Source organism: Actinorhabdospora filicis (assembly GCF_030269765.1).
Lineage (GTDB): Bacteria > Actinomycetota > Actinomycetes > Mycobacteriales > Micromonosporaceae > Actinorhabdospora > Actinorhabdospora filicis.
Map to the genome: position 1 here is coordinate 169680 of NZ_BSTX01000007.1, position 15221 is coordinate 184900.

At 70.9% G+C, this 15221-nt stretch carries 12 protein-coding genes; 6 read left to right on the forward strand and 6 right to left on the reverse strand.

Translation table 11 applies throughout. The annotated features are described in order from the left end of the window. Nucleotides 1-39: 39 nt before the first annotated feature. The 5 genes from QSK10_RS32610 to eccD all read right to left on the reverse strand — a co-directional run bounded on the left by QSK10_RS32610 (nt 40) and on the right by eccD (nt 5113). Nucleotides 40-1308 carry a S8 family serine peptidase gene (locus QSK10_RS32610; protein WP_285667386.1) on the reverse strand — a complete coding sequence of 423 codons (1269 nt, stop codon included), beginning with the start codon at nt 1306-1308 and terminating at the stop codon, nt 40-42. A 9-nt stretch (nt 1309-1317) separates the two neighbouring features. Continuing rightward, on the reverse strand, nt 1318-2709 hold the full coding sequence (gene eccB / locus QSK10_RS32615; protein ID WP_285667389.1) for a type VII secretion protein EccB: 1392 nt from the start codon (nt 2707-2709) through the stop codon (nt 1318-1320). 206 nt (nt 2710-2915) lie between these two features. Beyond that, a complete protein-coding gene (locus QSK10_RS32620) occupies nt 2916-3206 on the reverse strand; it encodes a WXG100 family type VII secretion target (RefSeq protein ID WP_285667390.1) in 291 nt (96 codons plus the stop codon). Between the two features lie 15 nt (nt 3207-3221). Continuing rightward, entirely contained in the window at nt 3222-3539 is a 318-nt protein-coding gene (locus QSK10_RS32625) for a WXG100 family type VII secretion target (protein WP_285667391.1), read from the reverse strand. A 179-nt stretch (nt 3540-3718) separates the two neighbouring features. Beyond that, complete coding sequence (gene eccD / locus QSK10_RS32630; RefSeq protein ID WP_432705389.1) at nt 3719-5113, reverse strand: type VII secretion integral membrane protein EccD; 1395 nt, start codon at nt 5111-5113, stop codon at nt 3719-3721. A 196-nt stretch (nt 5114-5309) separates the two neighbouring features. Between eccD and eccCa the strand changes: the two genes are divergently transcribed. The 4 genes from eccCa to QSK10_RS32650 all read left to right on the forward strand — a co-directional run bounded on the left by eccCa (nt 5310) and on the right by QSK10_RS32650 (nt 12319). Next, nucleotides 5310-9299: a type VII secretion protein EccCa gene (gene eccCa / locus QSK10_RS32635; protein WP_285667393.1), complete on the forward strand. Its 3990-nt coding sequence runs from the start codon at nt 5310-5312 to the stop codon at nt 9297-9299. A gap of 52 nt (nt 9300-9351) precedes the next feature. Continuing rightward, entirely contained in the window at nt 9352-9645 is a 294-nt protein-coding gene (locus tag QSK10_RS32640; protein ID WP_285667394.1) for a hypothetical protein, read from the forward strand. A gap of 484 nt (nt 9646-10129) precedes the next feature. Beyond that, nucleotides 10130-11872: an alpha/beta hydrolase gene (locus tag QSK10_RS32645; protein WP_285667395.1), complete on the forward strand. Its 1743-nt coding sequence runs from the start codon at nt 10130-10132 to the stop codon at nt 11870-11872. A gap of 9 nt (nt 11873-11881) precedes the next feature. Further along, nucleotides 11882-12319 carry a hypothetical protein gene (locus QSK10_RS32650; RefSeq protein WP_285667396.1) on the forward strand — a complete coding sequence of 146 codons (438 nt, stop codon included), beginning with the start codon at nt 11882-11884 and terminating at the stop codon, nt 12317-12319. A 93-nt stretch (nt 12320-12412) separates the two neighbouring features. Here the strand turns inward: QSK10_RS32650 and QSK10_RS32655 are convergent, their stop codons facing one another. Further along, the gene (locus tag QSK10_RS32655) at nt 12413-12946 is read right to left on the reverse strand and encodes a hypothetical protein (protein WP_285667397.1); all 534 of its coding nucleotides are present in this window, start codon (nt 12944-12946) and stop codon (nt 12413-12415) included. A gap of 176 nt (nt 12947-13122) precedes the next feature. Here QSK10_RS32655 and QSK10_RS32660 point away from each other — a divergent pair, with 176 nt between their 5' ends. Both QSK10_RS32660 and QSK10_RS32665 read left to right on the forward strand, forming a co-directional pair. Beyond that, entirely contained in the window at nt 13123-13554 is a 432-nt protein-coding gene (locus tag QSK10_RS32660) for a hypothetical protein (protein ID WP_285667398.1), read from the forward strand. Between the two features lie 11 nt (nt 13555-13565). Further along, nucleotides 13566-15185: a hypothetical protein gene (locus QSK10_RS32665; protein ID WP_285667399.1), complete on the forward strand. Its 1620-nt coding sequence runs from the start codon at nt 13566-13568 to the stop codon at nt 15183-15185. Nucleotides 15186-15221 lie beyond the last annotated feature (36 nt).

Below are 15221 nucleotides of genomic sequence, written 5' to 3' on the forward strand. Positions count from 1 at the left end.
CCGGACAGCTTAGCGGGGCCGGTCACCCCCTCGGCGGGCTCAGATCTTCAGGTCCCGCAGCAGCTGGATGGGAGCGCCGTCGCCGTCGTCGGGCCCGTCGTCGATGGGCGCCGCGCGCGCCACGCGCCACTTGCGGCGGCGGCCGCGGCGCAGGGCGCCCACGGCGGTGACGATGAGGACGACGCCGGTCAGCGTGCCCAGGGCGATCCAGGTCGCCATGTCCTGGTTGTGCCGGTAGGCCCGTTCGGCGGCGGCCTGCGCCGGATCGACGGGCGCGACGGTCATCGGCTCCATCGCGGCGGGGGCGTCGCCGGTCATCTGGTCGGTGACCGCGCGGTAGGGGTCGACGATGCCCGCGCCGTACCCGGCGTCACCGGGGGCGGGGGAGGCGGTGCCGAGGATGCGCTTGGCGATCTCGTCCGGTTTGCCCTTGAGTTCGGGGTGCGATTCGATGATGAGCGCGGCGGTGGCCGCCACGTAGGGGGCGGACAGGCTGGTGCCGGTGGTGGCGGCGTACTTGCCGTCGCGGGTGGCGTAGGTGACGCTCTCGCCGGGGGCGACCAGGTCGATCCACTCGCCGATCTCGGAGATCGGGGCCCGCTTGCCGGTGGGGCCGATGGCGCCCACGCCGAGGACGCCCGCGTACCCGACGGGGTAGCTGATGGTGTCCTTGCCCTTGATCTTGTACTCGTCGTCCTTGTGGTCGTTGCCGCCGGAGGCGACCAGGACCACGCCGGCGTCGTGGGCGCGTTTGATCGCGTTCTCGATGACGGGGTAGGGCGTGTCGTACTTGAGGGACATGTTGATCACGTCGGCGTGCTGGTCGACGGCCCAGTTGATGGCCGCGGCGAACTCCTCGGGCTTGACGGCCTTGTCGCCGGTCTTGTCCTCGGGGGCCTGCGGGTCGCGGTCGACGACGCGGACGGGCAGGATCTGGGCGCCGGGCGCGACGCCCTTGAACTTCCCGTCGGGGCTCTTGCCGACGATGACGCCGGCCACGCCGGTGCCGTGCCCGACGCAGTCGGTGTCGGCGGCGCCCGACTTGAGGAAGTCGCGGCCGGGCAGGACGCGGCCCTTCAGCGCGGGATGGCTCGCCTCGACGCCGGTGTCCAGCAGCGCGACGATGACGCCCTTGCCGGTGGCGAAGGGCGCGACCTTGTCCGGTGGGAGCATCTTCTGCTCCCAGGGCACCGTGGTCAGGTCGACGCCGCCGGTGAAGCAGTCCTCGGCCGCGGCGGCGGGCGCGGCGGTGGCCACGAGGCCGCCGAGGACGAGCGCGGCGGCGGTCAGGATCCGGGTGAGGCGCACGTCCGTCTCCTACTTCGCCTTCATGATGGCGTTCTCCTTGGCCTTCACCGGATCCAGCGCCGGGCCGGTGGGCAGGCGGCCGGTGACGGTGGCCGGGAGCTTGACGATGTCCTTCTCGGTGTAGCCGAAGCTGGCGATGAAGGCGCGGTCGGTGAAGCCGTAGGCCACGCCCATCTCGTTCACGAACAGGACCGTCCCGCTGCCCTCGGCGCCGGTCATCGACTCCACGAGGACGGCGTGGCCGGGCTCGATGACGACCTCGTTGACCAGATCGCCGCCGTTGGCGTTGGTCTCGGTGGTCTTGATGCCCGACGTGGCGGGAATGGTGGCGTCGGCGAGGATGCCGGGCACTCCCTTGTGGTCGGTGTAGATCGCGCAGGCGGTGCCGGTGGCGCCGACGGGGACGAAGGTGGGCGGCAGCGACAGGACGGGCGCGCCCTCGGTCCCGGTGGGGAACAGGCTGGTCGCCGAGCGCGCGCCGATGGCGGGGCCGCTGGCCACCTGGCCCATGGTCGCGCCGGGGTTCTTCGCCTGGAGCAGCAGCGCCTGGAGCGGGGTGATCTCGCTCCAGCCGTCGGCGAGGACGACGTAGCGCTTGCCGGTGGCGTCGGCGAACATCGCGCCGATCTTGGCGCCGGAGATCGCCTGCGAGGGCTGGCCGGCGTTCTCCACCGGCGGGACGCTCACCGGAGCGCCCTCGGGGATGGAGTTGATCCAGGCGGCCTCGGCGGTGAAGCTCATCGCGGGGTCGCTGATGCTGCCGCCGACGGCGTCCACGAGCTCCTTGGCGAGCCCGTAGCGGTGCCCGTCGGTGATCAGCCACCACTTCTCGTCCGCCTGTCCCTTGTGGAACACCGCGGTCAGGGCCTGCCCCGCCGCGAGCGGGACGCCCTGCGCGGGCTGGGATCCGGCGTAGAGGACCGAGGTCGGGCCGCCGTCGCCGGGCCGCGAGCACAGGGCCCAGCCGTCCTTGAGCAGCCGGTCGGCCGGGGGAATGGAGTCGGGGGCGTTGGGGATGCCGACGGTCGCGCCGCGCGGGTACTGCGCGAGGCTGTTGCCGGAGCGCGACAGCGTCTCGGCCTTGCCGACGATGAGCGCGCCGGAGGCGGTGTTCAGGACCGGGTGCAGCACGCCGTCGATGAGGACGTAGCGCGCGCCGGTCTCCTTCTCCACGATGATGTACTGCTTGGCGGCCTCGGGATCGGCCGGTCCGCCGGTGATGAAACCGATGACGCCGACCACGGCCAGGGCGAGCACCGCGACCATGACGCTGGCGAAGACCGCGCCCCCGGCGCGCCGGAACGGCGACTGGTCGGGATCGGTCTTGCGGAAGACGAGCGCGGACACCACCCGCTGCACCATGAACTGATAGCTGTGCAGCTGGTCCCTGCGACTGGCCATCGCACCTCCTCGGCCTCACACCCTAGGGCGCGTAGCGCGAACATGGGGCGGCGCCCGTCCCGGCAATTCACCTTGGGGAGGCTTGAGCGCCGGGGCGGGCGCCACGTTCTGTACCGACCGCGTGAGCGGTCTGGGCCGATCCTGGCGGAGGCACGGATGTCGGTGCCGGGACCGCGATGCCTTCGTTGGGACCGGCCGGGCGCGCGCTACTCGAAGTGGCGGGAGGCGCGCTGGTCGGTGGCCTTCATGCTGTCGGAGGACTTGGCCAGCGCCGGCCCGAGCAGGCCGAGGGACTTGGCGATCTCGGCGGCGGCGCCGTCCCACTTCTTCTTGCGGATGTCGTAGGACTCCCGCGCCGTACCCGACCAGGTCGCCTTGAACGGTGCGACGTTGCGCTCGACTTGTTCGAGCTGCTCGTGGAGGCGCTTGAGTGCGGCCTTGATCGATTCCGCACCGGCGTGCATGGAACCGTGGTTGTAAACCAGAGAGTCACCCATGTCGTTTCCCCTCTCTTAGAGTGCGTCGATGATCGTGCTGTCGGGCATGGTCTTCTTGAGTTCTTCGACGGCCTTGGAGTCCTCGACGTCGAACTCCTTGCCGGACTCGCGGACACCGCGGGCGACCTCGTTGAGGGAGTCGACGATGATCTTGAGCTGACGCTCGACGTCGATCTGCACCCCCTGGAAGGTCTTACCGGCCGGGCCCTGGAAGTCCTTCAGGAGGGGCTGGAGGTCGATCAGGAGGCGGTTCATGTTGCCGGCGATCTCGCTCGCGGTGCCCTCGACCTGGCCCGCCGTGGTCTCTAGTTGCCCGGTAATTGCCTGGGTCATCTTCGGAGTCACCCCCACTGTCATGGGCTCCCCCGAGTGGGGATCCCGCTTTGGGTTGGTGCCCCGCCGAACGAGCGGCGGGAGTTGGTGCGACGGCGAAGGTATCGCCGTGTGTCAAGTCACGCTAGTGCACTCAGTCAAGGGGATCGGATGTGAAATTGGCGTGAGCTGAACGGGAATCAGCCGCCGAAGCCGCGCACGAGTCCGAAAAGCCCCAGAACGAGACAGGCCAGCGGAACCATCGCGATGATCAGCAGAATGTCGACGATGTCGGCGATGCGGCCCAGATAGGGCGAGGGTGTCCTTTTGGCGTAACCGATCCCGGCGGCGGCCACCAGTCCGGCCATCGGCAGGACGCCGCCCAGCAGGACCGCCAGCGCGGCCGGCTTGCCGAGTCCGGCGATGAGGTCGGCGACCAGCAGCGACAGCCCGATGACGCCGGTGATCAGCAGCGGGATCCGCTGCCGCACGGCCGGGAAGAGCCTGGCTCGCAACAGGAACACGCACGCGATGGTGCCGATCAGCAGCGCCTTGCCGGGCTCGGTGCCGGTCCGGGACAGCACGAACTCGGCGACCGCGGCCACGAAGGAGGCGCCGATGATGAGCCCGGTCAGCAGCTCGTCGGCCTGCAGGACGGCGGAGAACACCCGGTCCTTGGGCGGCGGGCTGCCCTCCTTCACCAGGTCCTTGGCCGTCTGCGGCAGCTCGGGCATCGGCAGTTTCGCCAGCCGGATCGCCAGCAGCGGGCACATCGGCAGCAGCGTGACCGCCATCGTCGCCACGATCGCCGAGACCCCGTCGGGTCCCAGCGAGGACAGCCCGACGAGCGCGGCGACGATGCCGAACAGGCCGACGAGCGCGGCGGCGGTGAAGACCCGCAGCAGGTCGGCGATGCCGACGAAGCCGAGGATCCCGGCCAGCAGCAGCGCCGAGGACGCCACCAGCAGTTGCGGCGCGCCGAAGCCGCCGAGCGGCAGATCGCCGCCCAGGGCGAGGTATCCGCCGGTGAAGGCGAAGGGCAGGCCGATCGCGCCGATCACGCCACCGGCGAAGGAATCGCCCGAGGCCCGCGACAGCACCAGACCCGCCACCAGCAGGCCGAAGCCGATGGCGGCGGTCAGGACACCGGTGACCAGCCAGCCGGGGCCGGTCGACAGCACGCCGAACAGCGTCCCGACACCCAGGATCACCGCGAGGGTCAGGCCCGTGCGGCGGGTGTGGCGGCCCTGCCAGGGCGTGCCGAGAACCTTGGCGCCGTCGGCGATGGCCTCCACGACGTCGTCGTACTCGCCCTCGGGCCAGTCGGCGTAACGCGGTGCCAGATGCAGGATCTCGCCGTCGCGGATCTGCTGCATCGCCAGCGATTGAGTGGCGACGAGAGGTTTCCCGTCGGGTTTGCGCAAGGACCAGCCGCCGTGCCTTTCCCCGTCATCGGCCGCCGATTCCCCGGCGTACTCCAGCACCGTGGGCAGCAATTCGGCCAGCGGCACATGATCGGGAAGCACGAGGTCGATTCGGCGGCGCGGTGCCGATATGGTTAGCCGGGCCAGGCCGGTACGAAGGGGCGTGCTCACCGGGTACGTCCATCTCTTTAGGTGGAAGTATTCGAGTGCGCCGAAACTACCAGGCTCTCGCATACCTTGGCCCCACGCGACACATGCCGCTACAGTGCCCGCGAGCGGGCGCCGCCCTGTGCCGCGGTGACCGCCAGTGGGCGGGCACTCGACGATGGAGAGCCCGCCAGTAGGCCGCGAGTCAGGAGGACCACCCGTGGGTCTCGTCGTGATCAAACGGCGTCCGCGCCGCCCGGCGCCGGATCTGCCGGAGGGCGACCTCGCCCTGGAGGCCCCGCCCGAGCTGCCCGAACCCGGCGGCAAGCAGTGGGGCCAGATGATCATGATGGTCCCGATGCTGGCCGGTTCCGGCGCGATGATGCTGATGTTCGCCGGCCCCGGCGCGACCGGCGGCGGTGGCGGCTACACCCTGCGGCTGGTCACCGGCGGCCTCTTCGGCGTCTCCATGCTCGGCATGATGATCACGCAGCTCTTCCAGGGCGGCGGCCAGCCCTCCAAGCGCGAGATGCTGAACATGCGCCGCGACTACCTGCGCCGCCTCGGGCACCTGCGCCGCGGCGTCCGCAAGACCGTCCGCGACCAGAAACGCGCGATGTTCTACCGCCACCCCGACCCCGACACCCTCTGGTCGACCGTGGGCAGCGCCCGGGTGTGGGAGCGGCGCACCGCCGACGGCGACTTCGGCGTCATCCGCATGGGCCTGGGCCCACAGCGGCTCGCCACGCGCATGATCCCGCCCGAGACCCGGCCCATCGAGGACATCGAGCCGCTCTGCGCGGCCGCGCTGCGCCGCTTCGTGGCCACCTACGCCATCGTCGACGGCCTGCCCGTGGCCATCGACCTGCGCGGCTTCTCCCGCATCTACATCCGCGGCGACGCCACCCGCGCCCGCGGCCTGGCCCGCGCCCTGCTCGCCCAGACCGTCGCCTGGCACGCCCCCGACGACATGCTCGTCACCTTCTGCGTCGACCCCGAGCACCAGCGCCGCTGGGACTGGGCGAAGTGGCTGCCGCACGCCGTCCACCCCGAGCAGACCGACGCCCTCGGCCAGATCCGGCTCATCGCGCCGTCCCTGCGCGAGCTGGAGGAGCACCTCGGCGACCTCATCGAGCACCGCCCCCGCTTCAACCCCGCCACCCCGCCCACCGACGACAAGCACGTCGTCGTCCTCATCGACGGCGGCCACGCCGGCGGCTCCGACACCCTCGCCACCGACGGCGGCGTCGAAGGCGTCACCCTCATCGACCTCACCAACCCGCCCCCGCGCAACCTCGACGCCGGTTACCTCGTCGTGGAAGTCGACGCCGAGGGCAAGCTGTGGTCGGTCGGCGGCGACAGCCGCGACGAGGTCGGCACCGCCGACAGCCTCAGCCACGCCGAGGCCGAGACCCTCGCCCGCCGCCTCACCCCCCTGCGCCTGTCGGCCCTCGGCCAGGGCGGCGACGAGGTCTCCCCGCTGATGGGCGACCTCAGCTTCAACGACCTCCTCGACCTGGGCGACCCCTACGAGTTCGACACCAACCGCCACTGGGCGCCCCGCCCCAACCGCGACCGCCTCCGCGTCCCCATCGGCGTCGGACCCGACGGCCAGCCCGTCGAACTCGACCTGAAGGAATCGGCGCAGGAGGGCATGGGACCCCACGGCCTCATGGTCGGCGCCACCGGCTCCGGCAAGTCCGAGGCCCTGCGCACCCTCGTCCTCGCCCTCGCCTGCAACCACTCCCCGGAGACCCTCAACTTCGTCCTGGTCGACTTCAAGGGCGGCGCGACCTTCACGCGCATGGACAAGATGCCGCACACCTCGGCGATCATCACCAACCTCTCCGAGGAACTGCCCCTCGTCGACCGCATGCTCGACGCCATCGAAGGCGAACTCAACCGCCGCCAGGAACTCCTGCGCTCGGCCGGCAAGTTCGCCTCCCTGCGCGACTACGAACGCGCCCGCGCCGCTGGAGCGCCCCTGGCGCCCCTGCCCAGCCTGCTCATCATCTGCGACGAGTTCTCCGAGCTGCTGTCGGCCAAACCCGACTTCATCGACATGTTCGTCCAGATCGGCCGCGTCGGCCGCTCCCTCGGCGTCCACCTCCTCCTCGCCTCCCAGCGACTCGAAGAGGGACGCCTGCGCGGCCTCGACACGCACCTCTCGTACCGCATCGGCCTGCGGACCTTCTCCGCGGTGGAGTCCCGCAGCGTCCTCGGCGTCGCCGACGCCTACGAACTGCCGCGCTCGCCCGGGCACGGCTACCTGAAGTTCGGCACCGAGGCCCTCACCCGCTTCAAGGCCGCCTACGTCTCCGGCGTCTACCGCCGCAGCGCCGCCGAGCTGGCCATCGCCGCCGCCGGCGGGCCCTCCGTCCAGGAGTTCACCGCCAACTTCGTCGCCCCGCCGCCGGAGCCCGAGGCGCCCGTGGTCATCGAGGAGGTCGACGATGAGGCCGTCGGCGACACCCTCCTCGACGTCCTCGTCGGCCGCATGGAGGGCAAGGGCGTGCCCGCGCACAAGGTGTGGCTCGAACCCCTCGACGCGCCGCCCACCCTCGACGCTCTGCTGCCGCAGCTGACCACCACTCCCGAGCGCGGCCTCACGGTGACCCGCGAGGACCTCCAGGGCGCGCTCCAGGTGCCCGTCGCCATCGTCGACAAGCCCTACGAGCAGCGCCGCGACGTCCTCACCCTCAACCTCGCCGGAGCCGCCGGGCACATCGGCATCGTCGGCGGCGCCCAGACCGGCAAGTCGAACGCGGCGCGCACCGTCGTCGCCGCGATCGCCCTGTCGCACACCCCGCGCGAGGCGCAGATCTACTGCCTGGACTTCGGCGGCGGTTCCCTCGCCGGCGTCCGCGACCTCCCGCACGTGGGCGGCGTCTGGCAGCGCCTCGACGTCGACCAGGTCCGCCGCACCGTCGCCGAGGTCTTCACGATGATGGAGGAGCGCGAACGCGCCTTCGCCTCGCGCGGCATCGACTCCATGGCCTCCTACCGCCGCGCCCGGCGCGAGGGCAAGTACCCCGAGGACGCCTTCGGCGACGTGTTCCTCGTGATCGACGGCTGGCTGACCATCCGCAACGACTTCGAGGACATCGAGGACAACGTCACGCAGATCGCCCAGCGCGGCCTGTCCTACGGCGTCCACGTCATCGGCACGGCCAACAAGTGGTCGGACTTCCGGCCCGCCGTCCGCGACCTGCTCGGCTCGAAGCTGGAGTTCCGCCTCGGCGACGTCTTCGACTCCAACGTCGGCCGCCGCGAGGCCGAGGCCGTCCCCGTGGGCCGCCCCGGACGCGGCCTCGCCCCCGAGGCCAAGCACATGCTCACCGCGCTGCCCCGCCTCGACGGTGTCAGCGACGCCTCGACGGTCTCCGACGGGCTCGCCGAGCTGGTCACCCGCGTCAAGGACGCCTGGACCGGGCCGGTGGCGCCGCAGGTGCGGATGCTCCCCGAGAAGCTGTCCTTCGAGGCGCTGCCCACCGCCGTCGACCCCGACCGCAAGGGCCGCATCCCCATCGGCATCGCCGAGAACGACCTCAAGCCCGTCTACCTCGACTTCGACCAGGACCCGCACCTGGTGTTCCTGTCCGACGTGGAGACCGGCAAGAGCACCTTCATGCGCTCCCTCGCCCGCGGCATCACCAACAACTACGCGCCGGGCGAAGCCAAGATCATCCTCATGGACTACCGGCGCAGCCTCCTCGGCGAGGTGCCCGAGGACTACCTGCTCAAGTACTGCTCGTCCTCGGCGGTCAGCCAGGACGCCGTCCGCCAGATCGCGGTGGCCATGGAGCGCCGCCTGCCTCCCGCCGACATCACCCCCGAGCAGCTGCGCAGCCGCAGCTGGTGGACCGGGCCGGAGCTGTTCGTCCTCATCGACGACTACGACCTCATCATCGGCGGCTCCGGAAACCCCCTCCTGCCGCTGCTGGAGTTCGCCTCCCAGGCCCGCGACATCGGCATGCACATCGTGCTGACCCGCCGCTCCGGCGGTGCCAGCCGGGCGCTCTACGAGAGCTTCATCAACCGCCTGCGCGAACTGGCCTCGCCCGGCTTCCAGGGCTCGGCGCCCAAGGACGAGGGGACCCTGCTCGGCAACGTCCGCGCCCGCCCGCTGCCTCCCGGCCGCGGCCATCTCATCACCCGCCGCGAGGGCGTCCGCCTCGTCCAGCTCGCCTATGTGGAGCCGCGCGTCTGATTGCGCTTTACTTGGACCAGGCCGTGCCCACCCCACGCGAAGGAATTCCGCCATGTCCGCCGAACCCGCGCGTCGCGCCTCGCTCGACGCCTACGGCGCCCTCCGCCCGGCGGCCGCCGAGGAACCCCCCGCCTTCGGCCCCGACGACTACGTCGACGACGCCGACGTCTGGGCCCCCGCGAAACGTGCCGTCCCCCCTGTCCTGGGCCGCTACGAACGCGAAACCGGCAAGCCCTTGATGCGCTACGACGACCAGGTCGACGAAGGCGTACCGGAGTCGAAGGACGGCGGCTTCGACGACGGCTGGAAGGACGACAACGGCTCGTCGATCGACATTTCGTTCTGACAACCCCCGGGACGAGAGCACCCACGACAAGCCGTAGGCCGTGGGCCGTAAGCCGCGACAAGCCATAAGCCGAGGTGCGAGAGCGGCCACCCACGCGGGGAGAAGTGTCTTGACCGCGTGTCTGAGAAAGACGCGCGCGTGCGGCGGCGCAACCAGCCCCCAGAACCACGACGCAAGCGGGTGCCGAGGAACAGAGCCCTCCTCCGGCTCGGGAGAAGTGTCTTGACTTCCGGGGTCCAGGGGACGGAGTTCCCTGGTCTGGTCCAGGGCGAAGCGCCTGGTCGGGTGCAGGGCGAAGCGCCTGCGCTCTCGCACCGACCGCCCGCAACCGGCCGGGACACCGCAGGGGCCGCGCCACCCCACCCCCACCCCACCACGAACAGCTGAACCCCCCTCACCCGAAGTCCCCGCCGCTCACGGGGGTTTCACACGCGCTTCCCTACGGTGATCCCATCCGGCACACCACTTCCCTCGGGAGTCCCCGATGGTCACCTACGCCCAGCTGACCTCCGCCAACTCACAACCGTTCCGCGATGCCGCCAAGGCCTACGGCGACCTCGCCGACAAGCTCATCGACCGCAGTGACGACGCCGCCAAGCAGCTCCGCGCGCTTCCCGAAGCCTGGGAGGGCGAGGGCACCGACGCCGCCGCGACCGCCATCAAGAACGCCGTCACCGAGACCGATGACGCCGTGCTCATGCTCCAGCGCTGCGACCAGATCCTCGCCGACTTCGCCGGTGAGCTGGACAAGGCCAAGTCCATGCTCTCCGACGCCGTCGCCGACGCCCGCGCGATTCCCGCGCAGATCGCCGCCGACGGGACGCTCACCGTGCGGCCCGAGGACGGCCCGCCGAGCGGGCATCCGGCGTGGGCGGGCGTGTACAAGCTCGTCGACGCGGCGCAGACCGCGATCCGCGACGCCGTCCAGTACGCCACGACCGCCGACACCACCGCGACGACCGATCTGCGCGCGACGGTGCCGGGCACGAAGGGCAAGCCGTATCCGGCGGACAAGATCCCGCCGCGCGGCACCGACCCGAAGAAGGTCCGCGACTGGTGGAACTCGCTGAGTCCCGAGGAGCGGCAGTACCTCATCGCGCACTTCCCCGACAAGGTCGGCTGGCTCGACGGCGTCCCCGCCGAGAACCGCGACCAGGCCAACCGGCTGACCCTCGCCCGCGAGCAGCACCGCATCCGCGACGAGCTCGACCGGCTCAAGGCCGAGGGCAAGGAGGGCACCGGCGAGTACAAGGACCTCCAGGGCAAGCTCGCCGGTCTCGACCGCATCGAGCAGCGCCTGCTGGCCGCCGGCGGTGACGGCAAGGACGCCGACGGCATGCAGAGCAATGACCGCCGCGCCTACCTGCTCGGCGTCGACACCTCCGGCGACGGCAAGGCCATCGTCGCCGTGGGCAACCCCGACACCGCCGACAACATCGTCACCTACATCCCCGGCACGGGTGCCGATCTGTCGAAGGTGGGCGGCGACATCAACCGCGTCGACCGCATGGTCTTCGACGCGCAGCAGATGGACCCGACCAAACGCACCGCGGGCATCCTCTGGCTCGGCTACGACGCGCCCGACAAGATCATCCAGTTCCCGCCCGGCGGCGACGCCACCGACCCGAAGTACGCGGTCAACGCCGGCAACGACCTCGACCTGTTCCAGGACGGCCTGCGCGTCACCCATGACGGGCCGCGCTCGACCAACACCGTCCTCGGGCACTCCTACGGGTCCACCGTGGTCGGTTACGCGGCCAAGGACCACGGCCTCGACATCGACAACGCGGTCTTCGTCGGCAGTCCCGGCGTCGGCGTCGAGAAGGCCGGCGATCTCGGGCTCGACCCGAACCACGTGTACTCCACGCACGCCAAGAACGACCCGATCCAGTACGCGCTGGACCCCGGCGACCTCGTGCGCATGCAGAACCCGCTGAATCCCGACGTGGACCTCATCCACGGCCACAACCCCAGCTCCGCCGACTTCGGCGGGCACAAGTTCGCCAGCGACCCCGGCACTCCGCTGATGAAACCCGAGATCAAGACCAAGACGTACGATCCGCTCGGGCCCTTCGGTCCCAGCGTCACCGTCCCCGTCGGTTTCGACCCGCACCTGTCGGGGGCGGCGCACTCGGAGTACTGGGACGACGGCAACGCCAGCCGCGACAACATCGCCAAGATCGTCACCGGCAACGGCGGCACGGTCACCGGCGACCACCGGAAGTAGGGAGACGGCATGGAAACTCCGATGCGGCCGACGCCCACCGAGAAGGAGGCCTACGTCCGCGCCGACGAGCACATCGCCGAGGCGATCGCGGCCCTGGCCGTCCCCGTCCGGCTCGCGCCCGGCATCCGCAACGCCATCGGCTACGACGCCGGTGAGCTCGGGCCCGGCGAGTACGTGAACGTCGAGGTCTCCTGCACCCTGGAGGACCTGCCCGACGACGAGGTCCCCGCGGTCCGCAACGAGCGCTACTTCGAGGTCCTGAAACGCTTCTGGGCCGAACGCGGCTACCGCCCGGTCTCCGACACCGCCGAGGAGCCCGGCGCGCACCCCGACTGGTTCCGCGCGGTGCACGTCCGCCACCCCGCCGACGGATGCGTGGTCTCGCTCAAGCAGGGCAGGCTCGGAAATCTGTGGATCACCGCCTCGACGATCGCCCTCGCCGACTGAGGGAGGACGCGACGCTCACCCCGGGCGCGAATGCGCGCCCGGGTGGGGCTCCTGGCGGAGGGGTGGATCGCAGGCACCGGGTGGGTGCTTCCGTCACCCTGGGCGCGAACCCCATGCGCCCAGTCTGAACCCAGCCCACCCGACCACGACGGTCAGCGCGGCCAGCGCCACCAGCACCGTCCGGTTCAGCGCGTACGGGTACAGCAGCACCTGCGGGCCCGAGGTCACCGACACCGACCGTCCACACGTGACGGTCGCCGCGCCGGTGAACCACGCCGGCAGCGCCAGCCCACCGGCGGGGACACCCACCGCGCGCACCTCGCCGTCGTCGGGGCGCACCAGGCACTCCGCGTAGGCGGCCTCGCCCTCGGCGGCACCGCCGTCCCGGAACGCGCCACCCGCCAGGTACACCGGGCCGCCCGACCACCGGTAGGGCGCCTCGTAACTGGCCGGATCACCGCCGAGCGTGGCGTAGGCCGCCAGCCCCAGACCGCCCACGAGCAGCAGCGTCAGCAGCGGCAGCAGGATCCGGCGGCACAGCCGTCCCACCTGCCGCGCCCGCCGCTCCCGGGCCCGCTTGTGCATTTCGTACGGCCGCGCCCGGCCCGCTCCCCGATGCAGTTCCATCACCGGATGTAACGATCGGAGTCCATATCGGTGGCGTACCCCGGATCGGTGCCATATCGACACCGCGACCCCTGGCGTGGGTTGCGCGCCCTCGGTACGCTCGCGACACCATTCGTATAGGCGGATGCCGACATGCCCCCAGCTGTCGCCCGCCACCGGCAATGGGGGAGGAGTGCATGGGAGACAACGACATCTCTCACGACCCGGTCGAGGTCGATGTCTTTTCACTGCGCACGTTCGCGCTCGCGTTGCGAGCCGAGGTCGAGAAGAACATCATGCCCTCGGCGATCACGGTGAACGGCGCCCTGCAGAACCCGAATGTCCATCCTTCGGGTCTCTACGCCGAGGGCAAGACCCTCGGCGTGGATCCGCGCAACGAGCCGTCTCAACACATCGTGAACTACCACACCGGCGCCATGGCCGCCGGGACCAAGCTCATGAACGACTTCGGGCGGGGCATGGCCTCGCTGGCCAACATCGCGATGGCGATGGCGGCGGCCTACCGCTCCACGGACGAACTGAACGCCGCCACCGAAGAGGACATCCGGACGAAGCTCAATCTTCCGCCGGACCCGCCTCCCGGCCTGCGGCACCGTCCTGAGATCTAGGAGGGAGGGACATGGGAGACTTCAGCAAGTTCAACGTCAAAGAGATCAAAGAGATCGCCGACGCCGACAAGCCCGCCCAAATGCGGGAACAGGCGGCGGGCTGGGCCAACATGAAGAAGTTCTTCGACGATTATCTCGAAGCCTTCGACGGATATGTCGCCCCGCTCAAGGGCCAGTTCAAAGGCGCGGCGGCCAACGTCTTCTTCGCCGAGGTGGACAAGATCCGCACCGTCATCACCGAATCGTCCCGCATCGCGGGGAAGAACGACTCGGGCTGGACCGCCATCGCGGAGAAGGCCGATTCGGCCCGGCGTGAGATCGACCAGGTCTACACCAGCTTCCACCAGTCGTTCACCGACGCCGGCCAGAAGTTCGACAAGGAGCAGAAGGAACGGCACGACAAGCTGTTCGGGCTGGGTGGCATCTCCGACCTCTGGGACCACCCGAAGGCGCCGACCGAGGCCTCGGTCATGAGCGGGCAGTACAAGAACGGCGCGAACTTCAACGCCCAGGCCGACACGATCATGACCGGTGCCACCAACACCTACCAGAAGGTCTACCAGGACGACATCTTCTACCCGCCGAGTTACAAGCCGCTGGACGCAGGTCCGGAGGTCAAGGACGTCGGTGAGTGGAAGGAGTACTCCGGTCCCGGCGGTGGCCCCGGTGGTGGTCCCGGCTCGCACCCGAAGTCGTCGGTGCCGTCGCCTCCGCCGCACAACCCGCCACCTCCGCCTCCGCCCCCACCACCGACCCCGACCCCGACACCTCCGCCGCACAACCCGCCACCCCCGCCGCCGACTCCGCCTCCGCCGACGCCCCCGCCGCCGAAGCCGGAGTTCCCGACGCCGGAATTCCCGACACCGACCCCGACACCGGTGCCGACCCCACCGCCGCCCGTGACGCCGCTGCCGCCGACGCCACCGCCGGTGACGCCGCCACCGAACATCCCGCCGCCGGTGACCCCGCTGCCGCCTCCGGGCGGAGGCGTCAAGCCGCCGCCGCCGAAACCGCCGGGGACGTTCCCGAAGCCCCCGGGCTCGGGACCGAAGCCTCCGGGCACCTACCCCAAGCCCCCGGGGACCTACCCGAAGCCTCCGGGCGGGGGACCGAAGCCCCCGGGGACGTACCCGCCGCCCAAGGGCGGTCCGGGCGTGCCCCCGAAGGGCGGGCCGGGTGTCCCGCCGAAGGGCGGCAACCCGCCGGTGAAGAACACGCCGTACGGGAAGGTCACCGACTCGGTGCTCGGCCAGCGGAACAACGGCCTGCCCGGCCGCTCCGGCGTCCGCGCTCCCGGTGGACCCGGCGAGGGCGTGCTCAGCGGCCGCAACGGCGGCGCGGCGCCCTCGCGCGGTGCCGGCCAGCCCGGCGTCCGCTCGGTGGCCTCCAAGCCCGTCAAGGTCTCCGAGAACGGCGTCATGCGAGGCGCTCGCGGCAACGCCAACCAGTCCCTCATGCGTCCGAACGCCAATAAGCGGCGCGAAGAGGACGAGGAGACCCTCAAGGGCGACGGCCCGCTCGACGACGAGCTCTTCCGCGTCGAAGGCGGCGTCCCCGGGGTCATGACCTCGCAGCTCCCTTACACGGGAGAACACGGGGCCGGACCGACCTTCACCGGCCGATCCGAATAGCCTGCGGACGGGGCCCGGAGCGCATCGCTCCGGGCC